The organism is Chitinophaga sp. ARDCPP14 (genome assembly GCF_051362515.1).
GTDB lineage: Bacteria > Bacteroidota > Bacteroidia > Chitinophagales > Chitinophagaceae > Chitinophaga.
The window spans coordinates 1,015,000-1,040,048 of record NZ_JBKIXB010000002.1; the positions used below are offsets into that span (position 1 = coordinate 1,015,000).

Here is a 25,049-nt window from a genome sequence, read left to right on the forward strand (position 1 = left end):
TATTTTATCAGACATATTTTTCGATCACCCCGAGGCCAAACAAGGCAAAATCATATTTGGCAGGATCATCAGGATCCAGTTTCTTCAGCTGGTGTGTGAGCGCGGTGGCTGTTTTCCAATCGGCCTTTGGCTCGGTTATAATTCCCAGCCTGGTGGCCACTCTGCTTACATGTACATCCATCGGGCACACCAGTTGCGAAGGTGATATGTGCTGCCAGAGCCCAAAATCCACGCCATTTTCGTCATTTCTCACCATCCAGCGTAAATACATATTCAATCGCTTGCAGGCAGAGTTCTTTGCCGGTGTGGCAATGTGCTTAACAGTTCTTTCCGGGTGTTCCAGTGCAAAAAATACTTTCCGGAACCCCATCAGTGCTTTTTCCACATTTTCATCCTGCGGGGTGATGTGGGCACTGAAGGCAAATTCCAGCGATGTTACATTGGTGTAATAATGCTGGAGAAACTCTACAAAGTACAGCAGATCTAAACCGTTGAAAGTACGGTGACAGAAGGAAAGTAATTTCATACGATCCCGCGGCTGGTGATGACGGATAAAGTCATACGGCGAATCATCCATCATTTTCATCAGTTCCGTGCATTTGTTGATAATACTGGTACGGTTTCCCCATGCCAGTACAGCAGCAAAAAGGCCGGCGATTTCGATATCCTGCAATACACTGAACCGGTGCGGTATGCTAATAGGATCATTAGCTATAAAGTCCGGGTGATTATAGTATGCCGCCTTGGCATCTAAAAACTCCCTTAATTTCTGGATCTTCATAAGTTTAATCACGTGTATTACCACAAGCCTTTTTACACCGGAATCTTCAATTCAGATATAAAAAGGCGCTGGATATGGTTAGGATAAATATTTACGCTTCCCGGTAAAGATAATTTTTACCGCATAAGAATTAAAATCTATTACTTAGCCGATAGCTTTTGCAAGATCTTCGGTAAGATCATCTGCATCCTCAATACCCACGCTCAGCCGGATCAGGGAGTCTGCGAGCCCGTTCTTCACTCTTTCTGTACGGGGAATAGAGGCGTGTGTCATGCTGGCGGGATGGCCTATCAGCGACTCTACTCCTCCCAGTGATTCTGCCAGGGCAAATAAATGGGTGTTGCTCAGGATCCGGTTAGCCGACTCTATGCTATCATCTTTCAATGTAAAGGACATCATGCCCCCGAAGCCCCTCATCTGCTGTTTGGCAATATCATGATTAGGATGGTCTGTAAATCCGGGCCAGTATACTTTATCCACTCTCGGGTGGTTACGGAGGAAATTAGCGACTATTACCCCATTTTCACAATGACGCTGCACGCGTACATGTAATGTTTTGATTCCGCGGAGCACCAGGAAGCAGTCCTGTGGACCGGGAACAGCACCGCTGCTGTTCTGGATAAAATACAGTTGTTTGGCAAGGTCTTCATTTTTTACGATCACGGCGCCATGTACCACGTCGCTGTGGCCTCCGAGGTATTTGGTAGCCGAATGCAGCACGATATCGGCGCCCAGGTCAAGCGGATTCTGGAGATAAGGCGATGCGAAGGTGTTATCCACACATAAGATGACTTCACTTTTGCGGGCTATGGTGGCACAGGCCGCGATATCTATGATTTTAAGCAGTGGATTGGTTGGCGTTTCCAGCCATATCATCCGGGTTTGGGGGGTAATATGGGCTTCTATGTTCCGGGCATCAGACATGTCGATGAAATTGAACCGGATACCATAACGTTCAAACACCTTGGTAAAGATCCGGTAGGTGCCACCGTAAAGATCGTTGGTGGCAATTACCTCGTCGCCGGGGCTCAGGAGCTTCATCACTGCATCTGTAGCTGCCAGGCCGCTGCCGAAAGAAATGCCATGTGTGCCGTTTTCAATGGCTGCCAGTGCGTTCTGAAGGGCGTCGCGGGTAGGATTCTGCGTCCGGGCGTATTCGTAGCCCTTATGCACTCCGGGAGCACTTTGTACGTAGGTAGATGTTTGAAAAATTGGCGTCATAATGGCGCCGGTAGACGGATCGGGAGCTACACCTGCGTGTATGAGTTTAGTACCCAGCTTCATGTCTTTAATAGTTTAGATGATCAATTTCTGATGGTCTCCAAATATACTCCAGTTTTTGCGATTGGAAATTCGCCAATTGATAAAGGGCAAACTTGTCCGTTTTAGCTTATATTAAAATATGATGGCATAAATTCCAACGGTTACGAACATTTTTATATCGTTCACCAATTAGCCACTAACGGATATGAATAAACCTGCTACATTCGTTTTAGGTTTTTCATAGGATATGGTTAAAATTCTTAAGGCGGTATTCTTACCGCTTTTTCTTTTTACAACAACAACTGTGTAAACAGTTTTCGTATAAACGTTACCGGGGCGGGATAAAAAGCAGCAGACCACTGCTTTTTATCCCGCCCCGGCGGCATTTTATAATGTACGGATTACTTCTTTTTTGCGGTGGTGCCGCCTTCGGTCCATTTAATGGGAAGACTTACGCTTACTTTATCCCAGGCGATAATCAGGTTGGCGCCGGGATCACCTTTCTCAAATACCATGGTGAAGGCTTCTACTGCTGTATCCAGTGATAATACCGGGAGGGCAGTTCTTACCACATCTTTTTTCTGATCGTATTTAAAAGCACCCCATACATCGGTGTCTTTATTCAGGATGATGGTCCATGTTTTTTCTGTTGGAATGGCATACAGGGTATAACGTCCTTTCGGGATGCTTTTACCAGCGATGATCACGGGCCGGAAGAATTCTATTTCAGTGGCTTCGTTAGCGCCCAGGCGCCATATTTTGCCATATTCTTCCAGGTTCCCGAAGATATCCCTTCCTTTGGTTTGGGGACGGCTGTAAATTACTCTGGCTACCAGTGTTCCGGGTTCGCCTTTTACTTTTACAACATAGGGATACATGACAGGGTAATAGGCCATGTCCATCGGGCTAGCATCGAGTGGAGGCAGTTTTTTATCCTGCGCAGCGGCGCTTAAGCTGATTAGGCCCGCTACAAAGGCAAAAAGGAGAACTTTTTTCATCATCCTGGAAAGCTTTATTTCTTTTATAGATTATTGGCGGCAAACCTACCTTTTTTTAAGGAATCTGAAAAGCGTAGTTCTCTCATTTAACAAGCTGTTAGCGGTTTTCAATTTGCAACAGTCCTTCCACATAAGTTTGCAGCTCAGGGAAGAAATCCTGGTAACATTCTTTCAGGGCGGCATAATGTTCCATAAACACGGCAAATACAATATTGCCATCAGTTTCCAGGTATTTGGCCCGCCGGGCTACACCCCTGATAGAGCTGGAAATTCCTTCTGTAGTATGATAGTTGTAGAGCCAGTTGTAGGCCTGCATATATTCAAACATCTGCAAAAAAGCTGGTGGCAGCTGTTCTGTGCGCTGGTTAATCTGGTTATAAACGTAACGGGCAAACGAATACAGGGAATCGTTTGTGAAGCGTTCCGGATCAGCAGCCAGGAAATGATCATATACCAGGTCAGTGAATACGCCGCTATATAATCCGCAGGAGGGACGGAAAAACTGTTTAGCCCTGGCCGTTACCGGGTGTTGGTCAGTAAAGTTGTCGATGGCCCGGTGTATCCGGATGCCCTGCTGGATACCTGCTGTGTAAACTGCCATGTTTTTCCTGCCCTTTACAAAATCTGCAATAAGGTTACCGGTGATCAGCTCCGGTTCACGAAAAGATAAGTAAGCATGGGCTAGGTGGTTCATCATCTCAAGATACGTATTTATACAGCAATTGGCAGGGATCGGTCCATGTCTTAAAACCTTATCCATTTTAACAATTTCTTAACTCTCAGCCAAGCAACATTGGCAGGTTGGCACCAACAAACAGGCTATGGCTGGTCTGAATAGCCGTATGTCCGCCACCGGTCAGGCGGACGTTCATTAACGGATAGTCCAACTAATCATGTGCCCCCACCAGTAAAGTATGCCTTGACCACTGGGCACTTCCCGGCGTAGCTTTGACTTATCGAAACAAAAAAAATTACAATCACCATAAATTTTTTCCGCCATGAAAAAACTTATCTTATTAGTCAGTGCAGCGCTCCTGTTGAGTGCCAATGTGCTTCTCGCAAGCCCTTATGAAACTACTGTTAACAAAAGGATCAACAGTACGTTCAATGAATCTTTCAACGGTGCTACCGATGTAAAATGGTACACGGATGATAATAGAACGTTTACCGCCAAGTTTACCATGAGTAATACAAAGGTGACTGCCTTCTTTAAAGAAGATGGCACCCTGCTGGCTACCTCCCGGTACCTGCAGGCAGAACAGCTGCCACTGAAAGTACTCAGTAAACTGAATAAAAAATATTCCAATACCAGCGTTTATTGTGTAGTGGAATATGCTTCTTCAGACAACGTGGTATACTTTGTAACACTGGAGGGTACTGATACCTGGACTGTTGTCAAAACCGATGCGGATGCCAATATGAAAGTATACAGCCGTTTGAAAAAAGCTTAGTTTTAGTAGTGTTAAAAATACAGGGCCCGGGGCATTTGCTCTGGGCCCTTCTGTTTTATCCCCACGCCCCTTGCCCCTGCAAAAATTATCTTAACTTTGCCACCTGTTAAGGCTTTATTAGCCAGACTGTTAATGTATAAATGATTAAATGACATGAATAAGGGACCTGTTTCTCAATTTATCCAGCACCATTACCGCCACTTTAATGCAGCTGCATTGGTGGATGCTGCCAAAGGATATGAAACACATTTACTGGAAGGTGGTAAAATGATGGTGACGTTGGCCGGTGCGATGAGTACGGCTGAACTGGGCATTTCTTTCGCGGAAATGATCCGTCAGGGTAAAGTGGATATCATTTCCTGCACAGGCGCTAACCTGGAAGAGGATATCATGAACCTGGTAGCACATACACACTATAAGAGAGTACCTAACTACCGCGATCTGAGCCCGCAGGAAGAATGGGATCTGCTGGAGCAGGGCTTTAACCGCGTTACAGATACCTGTATCCCGGAAGAAGAAGCATTCCGCCGTATTCAGAAGCATATCTACAAAATATGGAAAGATGCTGAAGAGGCCGGTGAGCGCTATTTCCCGCACGAATTCATGTACAAGCTCCTGCTGAGTGGCGTGATGAAAGAGCATTACGAAATTGATCCAAAGAACAGCTGGATGATTGCAGCTGCCGAAAGAAATATTCCTATCATCGTTCCGGGATGGGAAGACAGTACCATGGGTAATATCTTTGCTTCCTACTGCATCAAGGGCGACCTGAAAACGTCAACCATGAAAAGCGGTATTGAGTATATGATCTACCTGTCTGAGTGGTACCGTAACAACTCTGCTGGTAAAGGCGTTGGCTTCTTCCAGATTGGCGGCGGTATTGCCGGCGACTTCCCGATCTGCGTGGTGCCGATGATGTACCAGGATCTCGAATGGACAGATGTTCCTTTCTGGGGTTATTTCTGCCAGATATCCGACTCCACCACTTCTTATGGTTCCTACTCCGGTGCGGTGCCTAATGAGAAAATTACCTGGGGTAAACTGGATATCCATACACCTAAGTTTATCGTAGAATCAGATGCTACTATTGTGGCGCCGCTGATGTTTGCGTATATCCTGGGATGGTAATTGACAAATAGGATATTATTATATAGAAGAGCAGCGGGGATATTACCTCCGCTGCTTTTTTTATAAGATGAATAACTCGCCGGCTATTCCGTCTGCGAACAGGCGTCCGGCCTTCGTTAACCGCAAGGTTTCCCCTACCCGCTCTATGCGGCCCATCTTAATATACGGTTCACTGTGCGCCAGTAAATGAATGGTATGATCGGCGCCGAACTTCTCTGCCACCCATTCCAGGTTGCATCCGGCGGAAGTCCGGAGGGAGGTCATGATGTATTCGTTGAATTGCATGGCCGTAGTGAGCGACTCTATTTCAAAAGGCACGGTACCTGCCGTGATGCTTTTTATGTATTGGGCATTATTGGCGATGTTCCATTGCCGCGAAGCGCCGTTGAACGAGTGGGCTGACGGCCCCAGGCCAAGATAGGGCTTACCCTGCCAGTAGCTGCTGTTATGCCGGGAATGCCATCCTGGTAAGGCGAAGTTGGAGATTTCGTAATGTTCATAGCCGGCGGCTCCCAGCCATTCCATCAGCATTTCAAAATGCTGCGCTGCTTTGTCCGGATCGGTAGCAGCCATCTGCTTTTTCTTTATAAACTGATCCAGCGCCGTTCCCGGTTCTACGGTGAGCGCATAGCACGATAAATGCGGAACGCCCAGTGCAATGGCCTGTTTCACATTTTGTTCCCAGCCTTCATTGGTAAGCGTGGGGCCTCCGTAAATAAGATCGATGGTGATATTCTGAAACCCGAGATCCTGCGCCTGTTTGATACAATCCAGTGCCTGCCGGCTGTTGTGCGCCCGGTTCATCCAGGTAAGGTCTTCTTCGTGAAACGACTGCACGCCTATGCTGAGCCGGTTGATGCCAGCGGCTTGCAACTGGGCGAGTTTTTCAGCGGTGAGGTCGTCGGGGTTGGCTTCCAGGGTAATTTCCGCATCCTCCGCTACTGCAAAGGTGGCGCGCAGGTGCGACAGCAGCGCAGCGAGTTCCTCTTCTTTCAGCAGGCTGGGTGTGCCGCCGCCAAAGTAGATGGTGTGTACCGGGTGCTGCGCGAGATAATCCTTTTGCAGCGTGATTTCCTGCAGGATGCTATTGACCATTGCCTCCTGCTGCGACAGCGAGGTGGAAAAATGAAAATTGCAGTAGTAACAGGCCTGCTTGCAAAAAGGAATATGTAAATAAATTCCGGCCATGACGTTTTATGATTGTTTACCCTTATTGGCCGCAAAGATACCTTCTTCCCTTTACTACACTCCGGTCAACTATGGACTATTTTAATATCTTTGCGATATCATAATTACGTTTCCTTTTTGTTATGTGGGCAGGACGTTGTTAATTGCCGTTGATTCCTTTGTGTGGGAAACGGGTTATTGAAAAACCGATTTAAAGTCATTGCAAAATATTTTCCTGGTGCGAAACTGGTTACTGCTGTTATTCATTTTAGGTTATTTGCCCGTTTTGGCACAAACAACAGATTCCGCTGCGGTGCCGCCGGCAGTAAAGAAAAAGCCGGTGATAACCCGTACAGCTGCAGATTCATCGCGCGCGAAGGCGCGTACCGCTCCTGTTAAAAGAGACAGCACCAGGGCTGCTTTACCGGCAGTTGCACGCATAAAGAAAGATACCACAAAGCTCCTGAAGGATACTGCCCACCTGAAAACAGATAGCCTGGCATTGGCGGCAGTACCTAAGGTGAAGCCGGTATCAGCATATGATCTTTACCTGAAGAAGATATCGCAGGAAAACGTCTTCCTGAAACCCGGCAAACCACGGTTCGTGGATACCAACCCGATAAGGCCTTACCGTAATATGGACTGGCTTATTTACCTGATGGCGGGAGTATTGTTGATCCTGAGCGTGATACGCCTGGCTTACCGGAAATATTTCTCGGATCTGTTCCGGGCATTCCTGAATCCTACGCTGAGCCAGCGGCAGCTAAAGGACCAGTTATCGCAATCGCCTTTTCCCAATATGTTGCTGAATATTTTCTTCGCTATTGTACTTGGGCTGTATTTTTACCTGGTATTGTACCGTCAGCAGGTATTTCCGCAGGCGGAGCCCTGGTTGCTGATACCGGGTTTAATAGTGATGGTGGCTGTGGTGTATGGATTTAAGTATGTGATGCTGCGTTTTTGCGGCTGGCTGTTTGGGAATTCTGAGCTGGCGGATGCTTATATTTTCATTCTTTACCTGATCAACAAGATTTTGGGGGTGTTGCTGGTGCCGTTTTTGGTGATAATTGCCTTCTGTACACCCGAAATAGCGCGCACTTTCCTATATATATCCTTGTTTTTTATTGTATTACTCATTATCTACAGGTATATTAGATCTTATTCATTGGTTAGGCAGTACCTATCTTTCAGTAAATTGCATTTTTTTCTTTACCTTTGCGCATTCGAAGTAGCGCCTGTTTTAATATTAACCAAGGTGCTGCAGAATATCTGGTTAACTGGTAATCCCTGATTATCGCCTATTGTTAACACAAGAGCAAAAAACGTATGATAAAAGGCGGGCCAAAAAAAGATTTGCAAGGAAAACAAATTCAGTCAATCCTAATTTCTCAACCTAAGCCTGAAACAGAAAAGTCACCCTACTTTGATCTGGCCAGGAAATTCAATATAAAATTGGATTTTTATCCGTTCATAAGGGTGGAAGGTTTGCCAGCGAAGGAGTTCAGAAAACAGAAAATCGACATTCTCAGCTTTACGGCGGTAATTTTTACCAGTCGTAACTCGGTAGACCACTTTTTCCGGATTTGTGAAGAAATGAAGATTAAGGTGTCACAGGACTGCAAATACTTTTGTATTACAGAAGCCGTGGCGTTGTATCTGCAGAAATTCATTCTTTACCGGAAACGGAAGGTATTTTACGGAGCAGACGGTTCTACCAAAGGAGTACTGGAGGTGATGAACAAACACCGGGATAATGAGAAATTCCTTTTCCCCAGCTCTGATAGCCAGAAGAAAGATATTGAAGAATGGCTGAAAGCAAACAAGTGCGACTATGCTACCGCTACGCTTTATAAAACTGTTTCTACAGATGTAAAGGAAGTATTGGCTGCTACTGCTTATGACATGATCGTGTTTTTCAGTCCTTCCGGCGTGAAGTCACTGTTTGAGAACATGCCTGAATTTGTGCAGAACGGGACGCACATCGGCGCCTTCGGTCCTACTACTTCCGCTGCGGTGGAAGAAGCGGGGTTAAGACTGGATGTAAAAGCACCGCTTCCGCAGGCGCCTTCTATGGCAGCTGCGCTGGAGCAGTACCTGACTACATTAATAAAGAAGTAAGCAATTTTTCTGCGATAAAATTGAGCAGGGGTGGCGTAGTGCCATCCCTGCTTTTTTTTGCTGCGATGGCAATGCAGGGGCCGGTTTCAAAATATTTCTTTGTAATCCTGAAAAAATAAATTTCTTTGTAGAAGAAATAAGAAGATCAATCATTATTATCGCGTAGGGGGAATCCATGAATAAGCTTATCAGTGAAACCAGTCCATATCTGCTGCAGCATGCGCACAATCCTGTAAACTGGTATCCGTGGGGGGAAGAAGCCCTGCAACGCGCGTTGCAGGAGGATAAACCTATATTGGTAAGTATCGGGTATGCCGCTTGTCATTGGTGCCATGTAATGGAGCGGGAAAGCTTTGAGCAGGAAGCTACAGCTGCCATCATGAACGAACATTTTATTAATATTAAGATAGACCGGGAGGAAAGGCCCGATCTGGATCATATTTATATGGATGCCGTACAGGCTATGACCGGCGCTGGTGGCTGGCCGCTGAATGTTTTTCTTACACCGGATAAAAAGCCTTTTTATGGTGGCACTTATTTCCCGCCGGTGAAAGCATACAGCCGTCCTTCCTGGACAGATGTGCTGTTATCCCTTGCTGATGCATTTCAGAATAAACGGGAGGAGATTGAAACACAGGCAGATAACCTGGTACAGCATATACAGCAATCAGCCCAGTTTGGGCAGCAGCCTGGGTTGCATCTTGATATTCCCTTCGAAGAATTATTTACCAAAGCGCAATGTGACACCATTTGTGAAAATATACTGAAGCAGGCCGATACCCGGTGGGGCGGTTTTGGCCGGGCGCCAAAGTTCCCGCAAACCTTTACCATTGCTTACCTGCTGAGGTATCATCATGCGTATCAGCATCCGGAAGCGCTGCAACAGGCGTTGCTGTCGCTGGATAAAATGCTGCAGGGAGGCCTCTATGATCAGCTGGGAGGCGGGTTTGCCCGCTATTCCACCGATGAAAAGTGGCTGGCGCCGCATTTTGAAAAGATGTTGTATGATAATGCGCTGCTCCTGGATGTGTTGTGCGATGCTTATCAGCTGACACATAACGAAGTATACGCTCAAACGGTCAGGGATACGATGGACTTTATCACCCGTGAAATGACCGCTCCCGGAGGGGGCTTCTATGCTGCCTTGGACGCTGATTCTGAGGGTGTGGAAGGAAAGTTTTATACCTGGAGCAAGGCGGAGATTCATCATATCCTGGGGGAACAGGCAAAGCCTTTCTGCGAGTATTATGATGTAAGGGATCATGGCAACTGGGAGGAACAGAATATTTTATGGGTGCAACAGCCGCTGCTGGATTTCGCGGCAGAAAAAGGATATGATGCGGATATTTTCGGCGCCATGTTAAAAGGCTGCCGGGAAAAGCTGCTGGCGGTGAGGGCTAACCGTATCCGGCCGGGATTGGACGATAAGATCCTGCTGGGATGGAATGCCATGATGGTACATGCCTGCTGTAAAGCTTATGCGGCACTGGGCGTACCAGCTTACAGGGAGATGGCTATCCGCAATATGGATTTCTGTTTATCGAATTTCCGCCAGGAGGCTGCCGGTAGTGCATTTTACCATACGTGGAAACAGGACCAGGCGAAGTATCCGGCGTTCCTGGACGATTATGCGTGTTTGGTCCGGGCGCTGATAGCGTTGCAGGAAGTTACCGGCGACACGCGGTATTTATATGAGGCGCGTGATATTACGGCCTTTGTGATCGCTCATTTCAGTGATGAAGCCGGGCAGTTCTTTTACTATACCATTGAGGGTCAGAATGATGTGATTGTGCGGAAGAAGGAAATCTACGATGGGGCAGTGCCCAGTGGAAATGCGGTGATGATGCAGAACCTTTGGTACCTTTCCGTTGTTTTTGATGAGAAGGAATGGGCAAACCGTTGTGTGGGAGCCGTTTCCAGCCTGTCGCAAACGATAGTGAGATACCCTACCTCCTTTGGCGTGTGGGCGAGCCAGTTATTACAGCTGGTAAAAGGTACCCCCGAATTGGCCATTGTCGGAAAAAATTTCAGGGAAAGAATGGATGAAGCGGGAAAATGGTTTATCCCGTACAGGATTCTTGTCGGCGCAGAAAAAAATATTCCGGCGATTCCCCTGCTGACCGGGCGGGAGCAGGAAAATGACACTTTAGTTTATTTATGTAAAGATTATCATTGCATTAAGCCCGTACATTATATAGAAGAAATTATTAATTTAATATAATAATTATGTAACTTGCCTCTCGTAAGGGAGGCTATTGATTCAATAAATGTTATTACGTTTATATAATAAAATGTTAAAAGGTGCGTTTAAACTAGTTACAGAACGGATATAAGGCGAATTGAAAAAGTTGGATAAAAAGTCACTACGGATTAAAATTAATTATTACATTTGCTATCTTTCATATAAACAAAGCGGGTGAAAAAATGAGAATTGTGTTCCCTTGTATACAGGCAAATCACACCAGGCTGGTTAATAGAAAAAACATATTCTGATGAAAGCTACCCTTATGAAGCTTAACTATGTAAAAGGTCTGTTGGCAGTTTTGCTGGTTTCCCTGCTGGCCAGCTGTGGCGGTAGTAAAACCCCTAAAAATGCGCAAGGGCAATTGATCGGCGTAAGTCCGAGACCGAAGTACTCTCCCCCTGTACCGTACGGGATGGTATACGTACCAGCCGGAACTTTTCACATGGGTCCCAGTGATGAGGACGTAAACTATGCATACACGGCGCGTAACAAGTCGATTTCTATTTCCGGCTTCTATATGGACGCTACGGAAATTACGAATAACGAGTATCGCCAGTTTGTGAATTGGGTACAGGACTCTATTGCACACATTTTGCTGGGTCATGTAAAATCTGATGATGGTCATGATATTATTGACTGGAAGCAGAAGATTGTCTATAAGGACAAGGCTACCATGGAAAAACTGGATGCGATGGTGTATACCGAAGCAGACCGGTTATACGGCCGCAAGGATATTGATGTAGGTAAACTGATTTACCACCAGGAAACCTTTAACTGGGATAAAGCGAAGCTGAGAGAAAATTTCGGTAAGCCGCGTTCTACTTTCATTGTAAAGAAAGACGTGCCCATTTATCCGGATACACTGTGCTGGATCAGGGATTTCTCATACGCCTATAACGAGCCGATGACACGTATGTACTTCTGGCACCCGGCGTTTGATAACTATCCTGTAGTAGGTGTAAACTGGCACCAGGCAACTGCCTTCTGCGAATGGAGAAGTAAATTCTGGGAAGACTACCGGGCCAGCAAGAAGCTGTTTACGGAAGATAAATTCCAGTTACCTTCTGAAGCGCAGTGGGAATATGCCGCCCGTGGTGGAAGAGAGCAAACGCCTTATCCTTGGGGTGGTTACTACATCCGTAACAAGAAAGGATGTTTGCTGGCTAACTTCAAGCCCGGCCGTGGTAATTATCCGGAAGATGGTGGTTTTTACACTGTTCGTGCAGATGCTTACTGGCCTAATGATTATGGTTTATATAACATGTCCGGCAACGTTGCGGAATGGACAGCAGATATCTTTTACGAAAATGCCTATTCTTTCACATCAGATATGAACCCATATCTGAGAATGGATGTACCGGATGATGCACCATTAAAGATGAAGCGTAAAGCAATCAGAGGTGGTTCATGGAAAGACGTAGGATATTTCCTTCAAACCGGAACCAGAACATATGAGTATCAGGACAGTTCGAAATCTTATGTTGGTTTCAGATGTACCATTGCCCTGAGCAGACGAGTGAAGCACAGATAGGATAATCAATAAATAATAGCCTGTATTTATTAACACCAAAGAAACCTTTAGTATGTACACTATTATGAGTAAATCAGTGAGAATTAACTATTCCATACAGACTTTAACTAACATTTTAACCAGTAAATTTTAACCTATGGCTATGAATCCTAACAAAGCTAAATGGCTGAACTTTTTCGTATGTATTGCGGCTTCCGTGGTAATCGTGGGAGCATTGTTCAAATTACAGCACTGGCGCGGAGCTGACATCGCTTTGATCCTGGGTCTGAGCGTAGAAGCGCTGATCTTTTTCGTTTACGCTTTTGTACCTGATTCCGGCGCACACACGGAAGGCCAGGTGGTAGCAGTAGCAGGAAGTCCAGCTGTAGCCGGTTTGGACAAAATGCTCCAGGAAGCAGACATTACACCTGCCAACCTGCAGCGCTTAAGCGAAAACTTCCAGAAACTGGGTACTACCGTTGATAAAATGAGAGATATCAGCGATGTAGTTGCAGCCACCGGAGATTACACACAGAAAACAAGAGAAGCTGCCAGCGCTATCGGTAATGTAGCAAATGCATATACTACAGCCGCTGCTGCCGTATCTTCTTTCAACAGTGCATCAGAATCTACTAAAGATTTCCATGTACAGATGCAGGGTATGACTAAAAATCTGGCTTCCCTCAATGCTATCTACGAACTGGAACTCCAGGACACCAACAACCACCTGAAAGCAATGAATTCATTCTACAGCAACCTGCAGAATGCTTCCAGTGCAATGAGTGGCAGCATTGAAGATGCCAAGAAAACACAGGAACAAATTTCCCTGCTCGCTAAAAACCTCAGCAACCTGAACTCAATTTATGGTAATATGCTGAGCGCTATGCACGGAGGAAGATAAGGTAACGCTAATAGTTTCTGAATTAACACATATCAATTAAATCTGAAAACAAACTATGGCACTACCTAAAGATCCTAGGCAGAAGATGATCAACATCATGTACCTGGTCTTGACGGCCATGCTGGCGTTGAACGTCTCTGCTGAAATATTGAACGCTTTTAGTATCGTAAATAATTCAATCAATACTTCAAATAAATCCTTAGCTGACAAGAATGACTTCATCTACAAACAATTTGATGCACAGATGAAGGATAATGCGGAAAAAACAGCACCTCTCAGAGCAAAAGCCCAGCAGGTGAAACAAATATCCGCCAGCATGTATGATTACGTAGAGTCCTTAAAGAAAACCATCATCACAGAAAGTGGTGGCCTGGACGAACATGGTGAAATTAAGGATAAAGCCGGACTGGACGCTCCTACCAGGGTAATGGAGAATATGAAGAAAGGTCCTGAACTGGAGGCTAAATTGAAAGATTTACGTAACCAATTACTCTCTTTCGTTGATCCTAAAAAGAAAGATCAATTCACAAGAACTTTACCACTGAAAATTGAAGTAGGTAAATCAAATGATGAACATGGCGGCGGTCCGAAATCATGGACTACCTACCACTTCAACATGGTTCCTACTATCGCTGCAGTAACCATCCTGGGTAAATTCCAGAATGATATCAAAAACTCTGAGTCTGCCATTATCGATGACCTGTTCCGTCAGATTGATGCGAACACATTCAAATTCGATAAAGTAAGACCATTTATCTCCCTGAATTCCAAAAACCTGATGGAAGGACAAACCTTAACTGCCAACATCGCAGTAGGTGCTTACAGCACTACGGTTAATCCGACTATTGTTGTAAATGGTTCTACCATTGAAGCACATGAAGGTTTAGGAGTATATACTGTTCCTGTTTCCGGCATTGGTGAAAAAACATTAACCGGGTCTATTACCTTACCTAGCCCAACTGGTGGCGCTCCTGAATCCTATTCCTTTACCGAAACTTATAATGTAGGTGCTTCTGCTACCTCCATCTCCGCAGACAAAATGAACGTGCTGTATATCGGCCTCCAGAATCCTATTTCGATTTCTGCTGCCGGCGTACCTGCCGAACAGGTGTCTGCTTCTATATCAGGTGGTAATATGACCAAACGCGGTTCCGGCGAATACCTTGTAACTGTTAGCCAGCCAGGCAAAGCAGTGATTAATGTAGTCGCTAACATCGATGGAAAAACCAAATCACTCGGCCAGAAAGAATTCCGTGTGAAACGTGTTCCGGATCCGGTGTTGAAAGTGGGAGTTAATAAAGGCGGCAGCATGAAAGCAGCTGACTTTAAAGTACAGGGTGGCTTACGTGCCGACCTCGAAGATTTTGAATTTGAAGGCGTGAAATATGAAGTAATCGGTTACCGCGTAGGTATCTCTGCAAAAGGCAAAGAATACCAGGAAGGCGATGCTACTTCTGCTTATTTCCCCGGAAATGTAGCCGCATCCATCCGTTCTCTGCGCCCAGGCGATGAAGTTTTCTTTGAAAACGTAAAAGTGAAAGGCCCGGATAATGTGGTTCGTTCCATGCCGAGTACTATATTTAAATTAAACTAACGGTCCATTAATTACTGAATTATGCGAGCAGTAATATTTAACAGAATTGGTTGGTGCACTCTTTTGCTGGTGATGCTGGCAACAGCTGCTGATGCGCAACGCCGTGGCGGTACAACCCGCCGCAGAACTGCTACTACAGCAACACCTGCACCGGATAGCGTAGTAAACCCGGCAACCGGGAATGCGGTAGCGCCTCCTCCTCCATCTTCTGCTCCTCCTGCTTCTCTGCGTACGGATGGTATATCAGCCCCGCTGGTAGATACTCCGCGCAAATCACTGCGAGTGGATGGTGTGGTGGAAAGAAACCTTGCCAGGGAACGTACACCCATCGCCTATGACTACATCCGCGAGGATGACAGGTTCTGGGAAAAACGTGTATGGCAGGTAATCGATATCAGGGAAAAGATCAATCTCCCCTTCCAATACAACGTGGAAGATGAGTCTGGTACCAATCAGCTGTTCATCAATATTTTGCTCGACGCTATCAAGAATAAAGAGATAGAAGCCTTCAACGCTGTTGATGATCGCTTCACTACTGTAATGCCCTACTCCGAAATACAAACTAAACTCGCAGGCGAAGAAAGAACCGTACGCAGTATAGATCCGGTAACCGGCGAAGAAAAAATGGTGACTACCCGCGATGACTTCGATGCACGTACCATTAAACAGTACAAAATAAAAGAGGTTTGGGTATTCGACAAAGAAGCTTCCGCCCTCAAAGTTCGTATACTGGGTATAGCTCCTATGGTATCCCGTATAAATGAAGATGGCAGCATACGCGCATCCATCCCTTTATTCTGGGTGTATTATCCGGATTGCCGCGCTATCCTGGCCAAGCACGATGTGTATAACCAGAATAACGATGCATCCACTATCAGCTGGGAAGACCTTTTTGAAATGCGCTTCTTTGGCAGCTACATAGTAAAGGAAAACAATACCTACAACCGCGAGATCAAAGACTATATTAAAGATGGTACCATGCGCCTCCTGGAAGGACAAGGTATTCACGACCGCATCTTTAATAAAGAGCAGGACCTCTGGCAGTATTAATCAAATAATGATCACCGATCAATACGGAAAGGCAATCAGTTTATGCTGATTGCCTTTCTTTTTTTATCTTTCCGTATGTCCCTTCAGCAGCTACATAAAACCGTTTTCCAGATCATGCCTCTCCCGGATCCCGTATGGGAGGCACTGGCAGCCTGCTGGCATCCGGTGCAGTTTAAACGCAGGGAAGTAATGACCGCCGCCGGGGAAATAGAAAAGTATCTCTACTTCGTAACAGCCGGCGTACAGCGTGTTTTTGCCCTGGAAGGCGAAAAGGAATCTACGATCGTATTCACTTACACCGGCTCCTTCTCTGGCGTATTGGATTCTTTCCAGCTTCAGCAACCCTCACCCTGGTACCTGGAAACCCTTACACACAGTGAATTCCTGCGGATGACGTACGCCGATTTTAACCGGCTTGCCCTGCAATATCCCGTCATTGAAAGATGGGCCAGGCTGGGAACCGCTGCCGCACTGGCCGGGGTATTGGAAAGACATAAAGAATTGCTGTCTTTCACCGCAGAACAAAAATTCAGGCAACTGCTAACCCGCAGCCCGCAGGTATTACAGCTGATCCCACATAAATATCTGGCCTCCTATCTCGGCATCGATCCCGCTACTTTCAGCAAATTACTAAGTACTGTAAAGCTATAAAATGTTGATCTGCACAAAGATTTTTTACAAGCAACCCACCTAATTTTGTGTTAAATCAAACCGAATATGAACCGCGTTAACAGTGATGAGCTCCTGCAGGATTTACGAAGAAAAAATGCAGCCATGCAATACCAGGCAGAAAGCCGTTTCGGCGGGCAGCCCGATGCTGTTTTACAACATGCACCCGGTCCCGGCCAATGGAGTGCCGCGCAATGCCTGGAGCACCTGAATACTTACGGCCGGTTTTATTTGCCGGCGTTGGACCAGGCCATTACCCGTGGGGAACAACGTAACAGCCGGCCCGCTCCCTTCTTCCGCAGCAGCTGGATCGGCGCATGGTTTACCCGCCTCATGGAACCTGCCGCAGATGGCAGCTTGCGTTCCCGTATGAAATCCCCTAAAGGACACCTGCCATCCGTTCAGCCGGATGTGGAAGCGGTGTTGCAGGAGTTTATTGATCAGCAGGAACAGATGAGAGATTTATTGTTGCGCGCAGAAAAAGTAAATATTCAACAGCTGAAAGTAACTACTTCCCTGTCGCGGTTTATAAAATTATCTGCCGGAGATACATTTGGTTTTTTAACGGCGCACATTCGCCGGCATATGTTGCAGGCGGAACGTGCTATCGGCACCAGGCAGCAGGCAAAAAAGGCCGTATAGCCGTTAATGTTATGCGCCTTCTTTATGGAAGTGTTCCCAGATCAGTTTTGCTTTGGCGGCGCCCACTTCTTTTACAAGGTCCTCCTGCGTGAGCAATTTTATTTTGGCTACCGAACGGAATGTTTTTAATAGTTGGGTAGCCGTATTTTCGCCGATGCCTTTAATGCTTTCCAGCTCATTTTTAAAGGTGCCTTTGCTTCTTTTCTGGCGGTGGAAAGTAATACCAAAGCGGTGTACCTCATCACGCACCCGGCGGATAAGTTTCAGGCTTTCGCTGTTATAGGGTAATTTGATACTTTCGGAATCTCCCGGGAAAAATATTTCTTCTTCATTTTTTGCAAGGCCCACTACTGTCATGCTACCTATGAGGTTCAGCTCCCGGATGCTTTCCATAGCAGAGCCCAGCTGGCCTTTACCACCATCGATGATTACCAGTTGAGGAAGTGGTTGCTGCTCTGCCAGCAGGCGGTTATACCGCCTGAAAACAATTTCTTTCATGGAAGCAAAGTCATTGATGCCTTCCACCGTTTTAATGTTGAAATGCCGGTAATCTTTTTTGGAAGCAACGCCGTCTTTAAACACTACGCAGGCGGCTACGGGGTAACTGCCCTGGAAGTTGGAGTTATCAAAGCATTCGATGTGTTCTGGTAGCACCGGCAATTCGAGGTCGGCCTGCAACTGGTACAGCACCTGTTTCCGTTCCATGTCCGACTTGCCTTCCAGGTGCAGAATCTTCTTCCGGTATAATTCTTCTTTAAAATAATTCACATTCTTTTCCGACAATTCCAGCAGCTTCTTTTTATCGCCGCCTTTAGGAACGGTAACGGTAACACTGCTTTCCGGGTATACTAACGGGAATGGCACTACGATTTCCGAGTTGATGCTTTTAAATACTTCCCGGAGATAGGCAATGGCGTAGGCCAGTACTTCTTCGTCGCTTTCTTCCAGTTGTTTTTCCAGCGTTACGGTTTTGGTATCAGCAATAGTGCCGTTGAGAATGCGCAGGTAGTTTACATAAGCGTGATTTCCTTCACTGATAATTGAAAACACATCCACATTACCCATGCGGGTATTTACGATAGTGGATTTAGCGGAATAGTCTTCCAGGCTTGCTATTTTTTTTCGCATGATTTCCGCTTTCTCAAACTCCATCTTCGACACATGCTCCAGCATTTGTTCCTTGAACAGGTTTACTACCGGGGTAAGATTGCCTTTTAATACGTTCTTTACCTGCTGTAATCCTTCGCGGTAGTCTTCCTGTGTTTGCAGCCCTTCACAGGGCCCCTTGCAGTTTCCCAGGTGATATTCGAGACATACTTTGAATTTTCCTTTACGGATATTCTCTTCCGATAAGTTGAGGTTACAGGTGCGGAGAGGAATATTGTATTTGATTACATCCAGTATTTCCCGTACCCGACCAACCGAAGTGAATGGCCCCAGGTAGTCGGATCCGTCTTTAATAACGTTGCGGGTGAAAAATACCCGTGGAAAGGACTCATGTTTGATAACAATATAAGGGTAGGTTTTATCATCTTTCAGATTGATATTATACCTGGGCTTGAATTGTTTGATGAGTGAATTTTCCAGGAGGAAAGCATCCTGTTCAGAGTCGACGATTGTAAACTCAATATGATGGATGTGTTCAACCAGTTTGCGGGTTTTATAGTTGTCGTGATTTTTTACAAAATAGGAACTTACTCTTTTGCGCAAACTTTTGGCTTTCCCTACATAAAGAAGGGTGCCGGCTTCATCGTAGTATTTATAGATACCGGCATCTCCCGGTATGGTATGTGATATTTGCTGAAACTCCGCTGCTGTCATGTTTACATCCCTGTTTTTGGTGCGATCGTTACATTTACTTCAAGTTCTTTTGGCGACAGGAAAGCAATTTTCTGATAGGTAGTCATCCGAACCTGCCTGTTTTGCTGGTAGTGCAGATCCTGCCGGAATTCATACACCATGTTACTGGTATAGGAGTGGATATTTACCTGTTGTATATTGCCATGTTTATCCAGTTCCAGGGTTATTTCGGAAGGATTGGTTTGTTTTCCTTTGGATTTGTAGATCAGCGATCTTCTTCCTGAAAACGGATCATACAAACCGGAGGTATCGTATTCGTCCCGAAGGGAGGGTTTATTCAGATCTGCATCTGTGAAGGGCTTTAACAGGTCGTGTACCGTGGCGCTGTCGCTGCCGGGGATGCTCACAGTGTCTGTTTTGCCGTTGAGCGTTACAGACTTATGTAGTATAAAGCCACCAGTGCGGATATGAGCATCCTCCTGGCTGAAATATTCCGGCAGTTTTATGAACTTATCGGGCGTATTATTTTTTGATGGTTTATTTGCCAGGTTACAGGCCATTAAGCCAATCATGGTAAACAAAGCTGTTGCTTGCCTGTATTTTTTCATGCTGCAAAATTAATACTTAAATACGGGTCATAAAAAATGCGCCGTAAAAACGGCGCATCGATGCATGAGCAAATCTGTCGAGAGCACTAAAAATATGTAAATCAGCGTGTTGGGCTGATATTTTTCGTGGGTAACGCTTGTTAAACGGAGGTGATAAACTAAATGTTACAGGGGTGAATAAATAAATCGCCTTCGGCGATGCGGATTTTGTCTTGGCTCAGGATTACGCTGATTATACTGATTAGCTGGATTTTTACTTTTGGATTTTTGTTTGATTTTGAGATTTAATAATAATTAAGGGAGATAAAAGCGAATATATCCGCTTCTATCTCCCTTAATCCTTTATAAAATCCAAAAGTAAAAATCCAGCTAATCAGTATAATCAGCGTAATCCTGAGCCAAGACAAAATCCGCCTTATACCAGCAAATTGCCGGTCATTTCCTTCGGAATTTCCAGGCCCATGAAATGCAGGATGGTAGGGGCAATGTCGCCCAGTTTGCCGTCTTTTACCGGGCCTCTGAAATCTTTATTGATAATAAAGAAAGGGACCAGGTTCAGTGAGTGGGCGGTATTGGGCGAGCCGTCGGCGTTGATCATAAAGTCGGCGTTGCCATGATCCGCGGTCAGGAAAACGGTGTAATCGCTTGCGAGCGCAGCTGTTACCACACGTTCCACGCAGTGGTCTACTGTTTCAACGGCTTTAATTACGGCTTCAAATACGCCGGTATGGCCTACCATGTCCGCGTTGGCGAAATTGAGCACTACGAAGTCAGCGGTTTTAGCCTGCAGTTCCGGAACAATGAGGTCTGCCAGTTCATTGGCGCTCATTTCGGGTTTCAGGTCGTAGGTGGCAACTTTTGGAGATGCCGCCATCAGCCTGCGTTCTCCTTCAAATTCTTTTTCCCGTCCGCCGGAGAAGAAGAAGGATACGTGCGGATATTTTTCGGTTTCAGCTATACGGATCTGTGTGCAGTGGTCTTTTGCCAGTACTTCACCCAGGGTCATGTTCAGATTATCGTTTTCGAAGATGACATGTACATTTTTATAGGTACGGTCGTAATCTGTCATGGTGGTGTAGTAGATATCCAGTGGTTTCATACCGAAATCCGGGAAGGCTTCCTGGGTAAGCACCTGCGAAATTTCGCGGCAGCGGTCTGTCCGGAAGTTGAAGCAAAGCACGGCGTCGCCGTCCTGGATAGTAGCTATGGCTTTATGCTGATCATCGGTTACGATGATAGGCTTAATGAATTCGTCTGTAACACCTTCTGCATAGGATGCTTTCACGGCGGTAAGGAGATCCTGGGTTGGCGTGCCGGCGCCATTTACGAGGGCATCGTAGGCCAGCTTCACCCTTTCCCAGCGCTTATCGCGGTCCATTGCATAATAGCGTCCGGTAACGGTGGCGATTTTGCCGGTAGTTTTTTCCAGGTGGGCCGACAGGTCTTCGAGGAAGCCCAATCCGCTTTTAGGATCGGTGTCGCGTCCGTCGGTGAATGCGTGGATATATACTTTTTCAAGCCCGTGCGCCTGGGCGATGGTGGTGAGCGCTTTTAAGTGTTCAATATGAGAGTGAACGCCACCGTCGCTTACCAAACCAATCAGGTGGAGGGCTTTATCATTATTTTTAGCATGTGCCAGGGTGTCGAGCAGGATCTGGTTTTGGGCCATTTCGCCATCACGGATAGCTACGTTGATCCTCTGCAGTTCCTGGTATACGATTCTACCGGCGCCGATATTCAGGTGACCTACTTCAGAGTTGCCCATTTGCCCGTCGGGAAGACCAACCGCTTCCCCGCAGGTTACAAGGTGGCTATGCGGGTATTGCTTGTATAAACTGCTTACAAAAGGGGTTTTTGCGTGTGCAATGGCATCGGCTGTAGGAACTTTACCTTCGCCCCATCCGTCCATAATTACGAGAATGGCTCTTTTCTTTTCCATATCCTATCTGGTTATAGTTTAATATAAATTCACTCGAGAGGGTGAAAGTACTTATAAAGGGTTTAAATATTTTACAAAAATAAAGCTTCCATGAAAAATAAGCGCTGCTGGCCTCTTCCAATAGATTTGTTATTCTAATTATTCAAAATGAAACACATATTATCTTACTGTTATTGCTTACGGCTTAATAGCTACCACGATAATGTGATTTTGTTGATTTGCAGGGTGTTTGGCATAGTTTTCGCTTTTAATTTGAGTTGGAGAAAAACACATTTTTAATAAAAAAACTGACAATGAAGAAGCTATTGATGGTGCTGGGGATTATGTTGTTGGGGGGTGCTTTTACAACATTAAAATTATCAGCCAGGTCAATTGAAATCACTGTTGCCGGCCCGTTCGATGATGTGGTGGCAGCACTTAAGAAAGGAGATGTAAGCGGATTAGCCAGTTACCTCGACAATAACGTAGAGATCAATATATCCGGAAAATCAAATTCTTACAGTAAGGCACAGGCCGAAATAATTTTGAAAGATTTCTTTTCAAAAAACCAGGTTAAGTCATTTGAACTGGTGCATCAGGGCGGGGATAATTCCCGTTTTGGTATCGGGAATATGACCACCGGTGGCGGTAACTACAGGGTTTCTTTTTTCCTGCAGAAGAAGGGTGGGACAATGGTGTTGAACGAACTTAGATTTGAGAGTAAATAAAGATGCTAACATAAATTAGTTGAAAAACCACGGTGCCCCGCAATTTATTGCGGGGCACTTTTTATTTTTGACCTATCTTTCGCGCTCAGAAGCAAAGCGCCAATCTTTGCGTGAACACCAGATAATACAATCAATTATGTTAGATGAAGCAGCGCTGAATGCGTTTATCAGAAGTGCACTGGCAGAAGATATAGGAAGCGGAGACCACTCCACGATGGCTTGCATTCCCCCCACCGCCAAAGGGAAAGCGGTGTTGAAGATTAAGGAAGACGGTATCCTGGCCGGAATGGAAGTGGCAGAAGCCATTTTTAAATGGCTGGATATGTTTACGGTTTTTACGCCTCATAAAAAAGATGGCGACTCCATGAAGGCCGGCGAAACGGCCTTTGAAGTGGAAGCTGCCGTACATACCCTGCTGATGGGTGAAAGGCTGGTGCTGAACTGCATGCAGCGCATGAGTGGCATCGCTACATTAACGCACCGGTACGTGGAAAAACTAAAAGGGTACCATACCCGTGTGCTCGATACCCGCAAAACTACTCCCAACTTCAGGATGCTGGAAAAAGAAGCGGTTCGCATTGGTGGCGGCGTTAACCACAGGATGGGATTGTATGATATGGTGATGCTGAAAGATAATCACATCGATTTTTCCGGTGGCATTACTGCCGCCGTTACCAATACCGTTGCATATCTGAAAGAACGTAATCTTCCGCTCGAAATTGAAGTGGAAACACGCAACCTCCGGGATGTGGAAGAAGTGCTGGCTATAGGCCAGGTAAACAGGATCATGCTGGACAACTTTACCCCTGCAGACATTGTTAAAGCACTTGCGCTGATTAACGGGCGTTTCGAAACAGAAGCCTCCGGAGGCATTACAATAGATACCCTTGAAGAATACGCTAAAACGGGAGTAGACTTTATCTCTGTGGGCGCAATTATACATCACGCGGTGAGCCTGGACCTGAGCCTGAAGGCCATTATATTATAAAACAGTTTTTTTGAAGAAGATTCTATTTATCATCAACCGCAAAGCGGGCACTGACCGTGAAAAACGATTGGAAAGCGCTATCAGCCGGCACTTCCCTTCCGATCAGTATGAAGTGAGCACTGCTTACCTGGCATACCTTGGCCATGGGGCAGACCTGGCCAGGGAGGCTGTTAGTAATGGTGTAAATACCGTGGTGGCCGTAGGCGGCGATGGCTCTATCAATGAAATAGCACAGGGCCTTATAGGAAGCAATACCGCAATGGCCATCCTGCCGTTAGGCAGTGGTAACGGCCTGGCGCGCGCGCTGAAAATTCCGCTGGATGTAAATAAGGCGTTAAGTCTTGTTGTTGCCAATAAACAACGCGCCATCGATGTGGGTTATGCGAATGAACACCTGTTTCTCAGCAATGCCGGCGTAGGTTTTGATGCGCTTATTGCAGAACAGTTCCGGCATAATACCAAACGTGGTTTATCCGGCTATGCAAAACTGGTATTGAAAAGTTTTAACAGTTATGAACCGGCAGAATACAGGATCGATATAGATGGCGAAGTGTTGCAAACAAAAGCATTCCTTTTAACTGTAGCCAATGGCAATCAGTTTGGCTATGAATTTAAACTGGCTCCCAAAGCCAGTGTTTTTGATGGACAACTCGATCTTTGCGTAATGCCGCCGGTAGGCATTCTGAGCCTGTTACCGGTAAGCGTTTTCTCCCTGATGGGTAACATTGATAAAACAAGGTACCTGAAACATTACACCGGCAAAGATATCACCATCAGCAGCAGTGCATTGCAGTATTTGCAGGTAGACGGTGATGCAGTGCCCCTCACGGAAAACGGGGTGGTACGCATCCGTATTCAAACAGCGGCCATCAATATAGTGGTAAACGAATAACCTTTAAATATTTTAGAGAGATGTCGAAAAAGAAAAATACACCAGGCAATGGAATCGTGTATTCCACCGATCCAAACTTCTCATTGGAGCCGGAGCAAGAGGAAGCAGCAGTAACACTTGCACCTGCAGAACAAATCCTGAGAGTAACATTGGATAAAAAACAACGTGCCGGTAAAGTAGTTACCCTCATCACCGGTTTTGTTGGTAAAGAGGAAGATATTGAGAAGCTCGGTAAAGAACTTAAAACGAAATGCGGCACCGGTGGCAGCGTGAAAGACGGTGAAATCCTGATTCAGGGCGACTACAAGGAGAAAGTTGTGAAATGGTTGCTGGATTGGGGATATAAGCGTACTAAGTAATGCAGCGCGAATTTTGTCTTTCTCAGGATTACGCTGATTTTACTGATTTTTACTTTTGGATTTTTTTGGATTTTTAGATTTAATAATAGTAATTAAGGGAGATAAAAGCGAAATATGTACTGCCCCCTAAAAGTTAGACACTTTTAGGGGGCATTTTTATGGATAAACGCAGAAAATACAGTTTTGAGCAAAAATTAGCCATTGTGATGGCAGTTGAGAATGATTATCAATCCGTTAGT

General features: G+C 45.7%; 23 protein-coding genes. 15 read left to right on the forward strand and 8 right to left on the reverse strand.

The genetic code is table 11. The features are described from left to right. Nucleotides 1–7: 7 nt before the first annotated feature. The 4 genes from ACLHR0_RS08875 to ACLHR0_RS08890 all read right to left on the reverse strand — a co-directional run bounded on the left by ACLHR0_RS08875 (nt 8) and on the right by ACLHR0_RS08890 (nt 3,739). Nucleotides 8–781, reverse strand: a complete 774-nt coding sequence (locus ACLHR0_RS08875; RefSeq protein WP_370909148.1) for a TIGR02757 family protein — start codon at nt 779–781, stop codon at nt 8–10. A 144-nt stretch (nt 782–925) separates the two neighbouring features. After that, nucleotides 926–2,065, reverse strand: coding sequence for a cystathionine gamma-synthase (locus ACLHR0_RS08880; protein WP_436485971.1), 1,140 nt, complete (start codon nt 2,063–2,065; stop codon nt 926–928). Nucleotides 2,066–2,445: 380 nt separating this feature from the next. Further along, nucleotides 2,446–3,045: a DUF2911 domain-containing protein gene (locus ACLHR0_RS08885; protein ID WP_436485973.1), complete on the reverse strand. Its 600-nt coding sequence runs from the start codon at nt 3,043–3,045 to the stop codon at nt 2,446–2,448. A 94-nt stretch (nt 3,046–3,139) separates the two neighbouring features. Beyond that, nucleotides 3,140–3,739 (reverse strand): ACP phosphodiesterase, encoded by a 600-nt coding sequence (locus ACLHR0_RS08890; protein WP_429043715.1) that lies wholly within the window; start codon nt 3,737–3,739, stop codon nt 3,140–3,142. 301 nt (nt 3,740–4,040) lie between these two features. On the opposite strand from ACLHR0_RS08890, the gene ACLHR0_RS08895 reads away from it, so the two are divergent. Together ACLHR0_RS08895 and ACLHR0_RS08900 are read left to right on the forward strand one after the other, a co-directional pair. Then, nucleotides 4,041–4,493 carry a hypothetical protein gene (locus ACLHR0_RS08895; protein WP_370909152.1) on the forward strand — a complete coding sequence of 151 codons (453 nt, stop codon included), beginning with the start codon at nt 4,041–4,043 and terminating at the stop codon, nt 4,491–4,493. Nucleotides 4,494–4,646: 153 nt separating this feature from the next. Then, on the forward strand, nt 4,647–5,621 hold the full coding sequence (locus ACLHR0_RS08900) for a deoxyhypusine synthase family protein (protein WP_429043718.1): 975 nt from the start codon (nt 4,647–4,649) through the stop codon (nt 5,619–5,621). 60 nt (nt 5,622–5,681) lie between these two features. On the opposite strand, the gene hemW is transcribed toward ACLHR0_RS08900, so the two are convergent. After that, nucleotides 5,682–6,809 (reverse strand): radical SAM family heme chaperone HemW, encoded by a 1,128-nt coding sequence (hemW, locus tag ACLHR0_RS08905; RefSeq protein ID WP_436485976.1) that lies wholly within the window; start codon nt 6,807–6,809, stop codon nt 5,682–5,684. A gap of 217 nt (nt 6,810–7,026) precedes the next feature. On the opposite strand from hemW, the gene ACLHR0_RS08910 reads away from it, so the two are divergent. The 9 genes from ACLHR0_RS08910 (at nt 7,027) to ACLHR0_RS08950 (ending at nt 17,517) form a co-directional block, all read left to right on the forward strand. Continuing rightward, on the forward strand, nt 7,027–8,079 hold the full coding sequence (locus ACLHR0_RS08910) for a DUF4271 domain-containing protein (protein WP_436485978.1): 1,053 nt from the start codon (nt 7,027–7,029) through the stop codon (nt 8,077–8,079). Between the two features lie 35 nt (nt 8,080–8,114). Beyond that, the gene (locus tag ACLHR0_RS08915; protein ID WP_079469908.1) at nt 8,115–8,906 is read left to right on the forward strand and encodes a uroporphyrinogen-III synthase; all 792 of its coding nucleotides are present in this window, start codon (nt 8,115–8,117) and stop codon (nt 8,904–8,906) included. A gap of 175 nt (nt 8,907–9,081) precedes the next feature. After that, a complete protein-coding gene (locus ACLHR0_RS08920) occupies nt 9,082–11,127 on the forward strand; it encodes a thioredoxin domain-containing protein (protein ID WP_436485981.1) in 2,046 nt (681 codons plus the stop codon). Nucleotides 11,128–11,398: 271 nt separating this feature from the next. Continuing rightward, nucleotides 11,399–12,682, forward strand: coding sequence for an SUMF1/EgtB/PvdO family nonheme iron enzyme (locus ACLHR0_RS08925; protein ID WP_370909157.1), 1,284 nt, complete (start codon nt 11,399–11,401; stop codon nt 12,680–12,682). A 142-nt stretch (nt 12,683–12,824) separates the two neighbouring features. Beyond that, a complete protein-coding gene (gldL, locus tag ACLHR0_RS08930; protein WP_429062075.1) occupies nt 12,825–13,562 on the forward strand; it encodes a gliding motility protein GldL in 738 nt (245 codons plus the stop codon). Nucleotides 13,563–13,617: 55 nt separating this feature from the next. Continuing rightward, a complete protein-coding gene (gldM, locus tag ACLHR0_RS08935) occupies nt 13,618–15,156 on the forward strand; it encodes a gliding motility protein GldM (protein ID WP_370909159.1) in 1,539 nt (512 codons plus the stop codon). 21 nt (nt 15,157–15,177) lie between these two features. Continuing rightward, complete coding sequence (gene gldN / locus ACLHR0_RS08940) at nt 15,178–16,206, forward strand: gliding motility protein GldN (RefSeq protein ID WP_370909160.1); 1,029 nt, start codon at nt 15,178–15,180, stop codon at nt 16,204–16,206. A gap of 75 nt (nt 16,207–16,281) precedes the next feature. Then, nucleotides 16,282–16,857: a Crp/Fnr family transcriptional regulator gene (locus tag ACLHR0_RS08945; protein WP_429043733.1), complete on the forward strand. Its 576-nt coding sequence runs from the start codon at nt 16,282–16,284 to the stop codon at nt 16,855–16,857. A gap of 66 nt (nt 16,858–16,923) precedes the next feature. Continuing rightward, complete coding sequence (locus ACLHR0_RS08950) at nt 16,924–17,517, forward strand: DinB family protein (protein WP_429062073.1); 594 nt, start codon at nt 16,924–16,926, stop codon at nt 17,515–17,517. 9 nt (nt 17,518–17,526) lie between these two features. On the opposite strand, the gene uvrC is transcribed toward ACLHR0_RS08950, so the two are convergent. From uvrC to gpmI, 3 genes are all read right to left on the reverse strand, one after another. Then, nucleotides 17,527–19,338: an excinuclease ABC subunit UvrC gene (gene uvrC / locus ACLHR0_RS08955; protein ID WP_436485985.1), complete on the reverse strand. Its 1,812-nt coding sequence runs from the start codon at nt 19,336–19,338 to the stop codon at nt 17,527–17,529. Between the two features lie 2 nt (nt 19,339–19,340). Continuing rightward, nucleotides 19,341–19,925: a hypothetical protein gene (locus tag ACLHR0_RS08960; protein ID WP_429043738.1), complete on the reverse strand. Its 585-nt coding sequence runs from the start codon at nt 19,923–19,925 to the stop codon at nt 19,341–19,343. Nucleotides 19,926–20,340: 415 nt separating this feature from the next. Continuing rightward, complete coding sequence (gene gpmI / locus ACLHR0_RS08965) at nt 20,341–21,864, reverse strand: 2,3-bisphosphoglycerate-independent phosphoglycerate mutase (protein WP_436485987.1); 1,524 nt, start codon at nt 21,862–21,864, stop codon at nt 20,341–20,343. Nucleotides 21,865–22,157: 293 nt separating this feature from the next. Between gpmI and ACLHR0_RS08970 the strand changes: the two genes are divergently transcribed. From ACLHR0_RS08970 to ACLHR0_RS08985, 4 genes are all read left to right on the forward strand, one after another. Beyond that, a complete protein-coding gene (locus ACLHR0_RS08970; protein WP_370909166.1) occupies nt 22,158–22,571 on the forward strand; it encodes a DUF4783 domain-containing protein in 414 nt (137 codons plus the stop codon). Nucleotides 22,572–22,707: 136 nt separating this feature from the next. Then, nucleotides 22,708–23,559 carry a carboxylating nicotinate-nucleotide diphosphorylase gene (gene nadC / locus ACLHR0_RS08975; RefSeq protein ID WP_436485989.1) on the forward strand — a complete coding sequence of 284 codons (852 nt, stop codon included), beginning with the start codon at nt 22,708–22,710 and terminating at the stop codon, nt 23,557–23,559. Nucleotides 23,560–23,569: 10 nt separating this feature from the next. Beyond that, nucleotides 23,570–24,451, forward strand: coding sequence for a diacylglycerol/lipid kinase family protein (locus ACLHR0_RS08980; RefSeq protein WP_436485991.1), 882 nt, complete (start codon nt 23,570–23,572; stop codon nt 24,449–24,451). A gap of 20 nt (nt 24,452–24,471) precedes the next feature. Then, nucleotides 24,472–24,810 carry a translation initiation factor gene (locus ACLHR0_RS08985; protein ID WP_429043746.1) on the forward strand — a complete coding sequence of 113 codons (339 nt, stop codon included), beginning with the start codon at nt 24,472–24,474 and terminating at the stop codon, nt 24,808–24,810. Nucleotides 24,811–25,049 lie beyond the last annotated feature (239 nt).

Excerpts from the sequence above, each read along its gene's own strand:
- ACLHR0_RS08875 (WP_370909148.1), bottom strand. The coding sequence starts at position 781 with ATGAAGATCCAGAAATTAAGGGAGTTTTTAGATGCCAAGGCGGCATAC.
- ACLHR0_RS08880 (WP_436485971.1), bottom strand. The coding sequence starts at position 2,065 with ATGAAGCTGGGTACTAAACTCATACACGCAGGTGTAGCTCCCGATCCG.
- ACLHR0_RS08885 (WP_436485973.1), bottom strand. The coding sequence starts at position 3,045 with ATGATGAAAAAAGTTCTCCTTTTTGCCTTTGTAGCGGGCCTAATCAGC.
- ACLHR0_RS08890 (WP_429043715.1), bottom strand. The coding sequence starts at position 3,739 with ATGATGAACCACCTAGCCCATGCTTACTTATCTTTTCGTGAACCGGAG.
- ACLHR0_RS08895 (WP_370909152.1), top strand. The coding sequence starts at position 4,041 with ATGAAAAAACTTATCTTATTAGTCAGTGCAGCGCTCCTGTTGAGTGCC.
- ACLHR0_RS08900 (WP_429043718.1), top strand. The coding sequence starts at position 4,647 with ATGAATAAGGGACCTGTTTCTCAATTTATCCAGCACCATTACCGCCAC.
- hemW (WP_436485976.1), bottom strand. The coding sequence starts at position 6,809 with ATGGCCGGAATTTATTTACATATTCCTTTTTGCAAGCAGGCCTGTTAC.
- ACLHR0_RS08915 (WP_079469908.1), top strand. The coding sequence starts at position 8,115 with ATGATAAAAGGCGGGCCAAAAAAAGATTTGCAAGGAAAACAAATTCAG.
- ACLHR0_RS08920 (WP_436485981.1), top strand. The coding sequence starts at position 9,082 with ATGAATAAGCTTATCAGTGAAACCAGTCCATATCTGCTGCAGCATGCG.
- ACLHR0_RS08925 (WP_370909157.1), top strand. The coding sequence starts at position 11,399 with ATGAAAGCTACCCTTATGAAGCTTAACTATGTAAAAGGTCTGTTGGCA.
- gldL (WP_429062075.1), top strand. The coding sequence starts at position 12,825 with ATGAATCCTAACAAAGCTAAATGGCTGAACTTTTTCGTATGTATTGCG.
- gldM (WP_370909159.1), top strand. The coding sequence starts at position 13,618 with ATGGCACTACCTAAAGATCCTAGGCAGAAGATGATCAACATCATGTAC.
- gldN (WP_370909160.1), top strand. The coding sequence starts at position 15,178 with ATGCGAGCAGTAATATTTAACAGAATTGGTTGGTGCACTCTTTTGCTG.
- ACLHR0_RS08945 (WP_429043733.1), top strand. The coding sequence starts at position 16,282 with ATGTCCCTTCAGCAGCTACATAAAACCGTTTTCCAGATCATGCCTCTC.
- ACLHR0_RS08950 (WP_429062073.1), top strand. The coding sequence starts at position 16,924 with ATGAACCGCGTTAACAGTGATGAGCTCCTGCAGGATTTACGAAGAAAA.
- uvrC (WP_436485985.1), bottom strand. The coding sequence starts at position 19,338 with ATGACAGCAGCGGAGTTTCAGCAAATATCACATACCATACCGGGAGAT.
- ACLHR0_RS08960 (WP_429043738.1), bottom strand. The coding sequence starts at position 19,925 with ATGAAAAAATACAGGCAAGCAACAGCTTTGTTTACCATGATTGGCTTA.
- gpmI (WP_436485987.1), bottom strand. The coding sequence starts at position 21,864 with ATGGAAAAGAAAAGAGCCATTCTCGTAATTATGGACGGATGGGGCGAA.
- ACLHR0_RS08970 (WP_370909166.1), top strand. The coding sequence starts at position 22,158 with ATGAAGAAGCTATTGATGGTGCTGGGGATTATGTTGTTGGGGGGTGCT.
- nadC (WP_436485989.1), top strand. The coding sequence starts at position 22,708 with ATGTTAGATGAAGCAGCGCTGAATGCGTTTATCAGAAGTGCACTGGCA.
- ACLHR0_RS08985 (WP_429043746.1), top strand. The coding sequence starts at position 24,472 with ATGTCGAAAAAGAAAAATACACCAGGCAATGGAATCGTGTATTCCACC.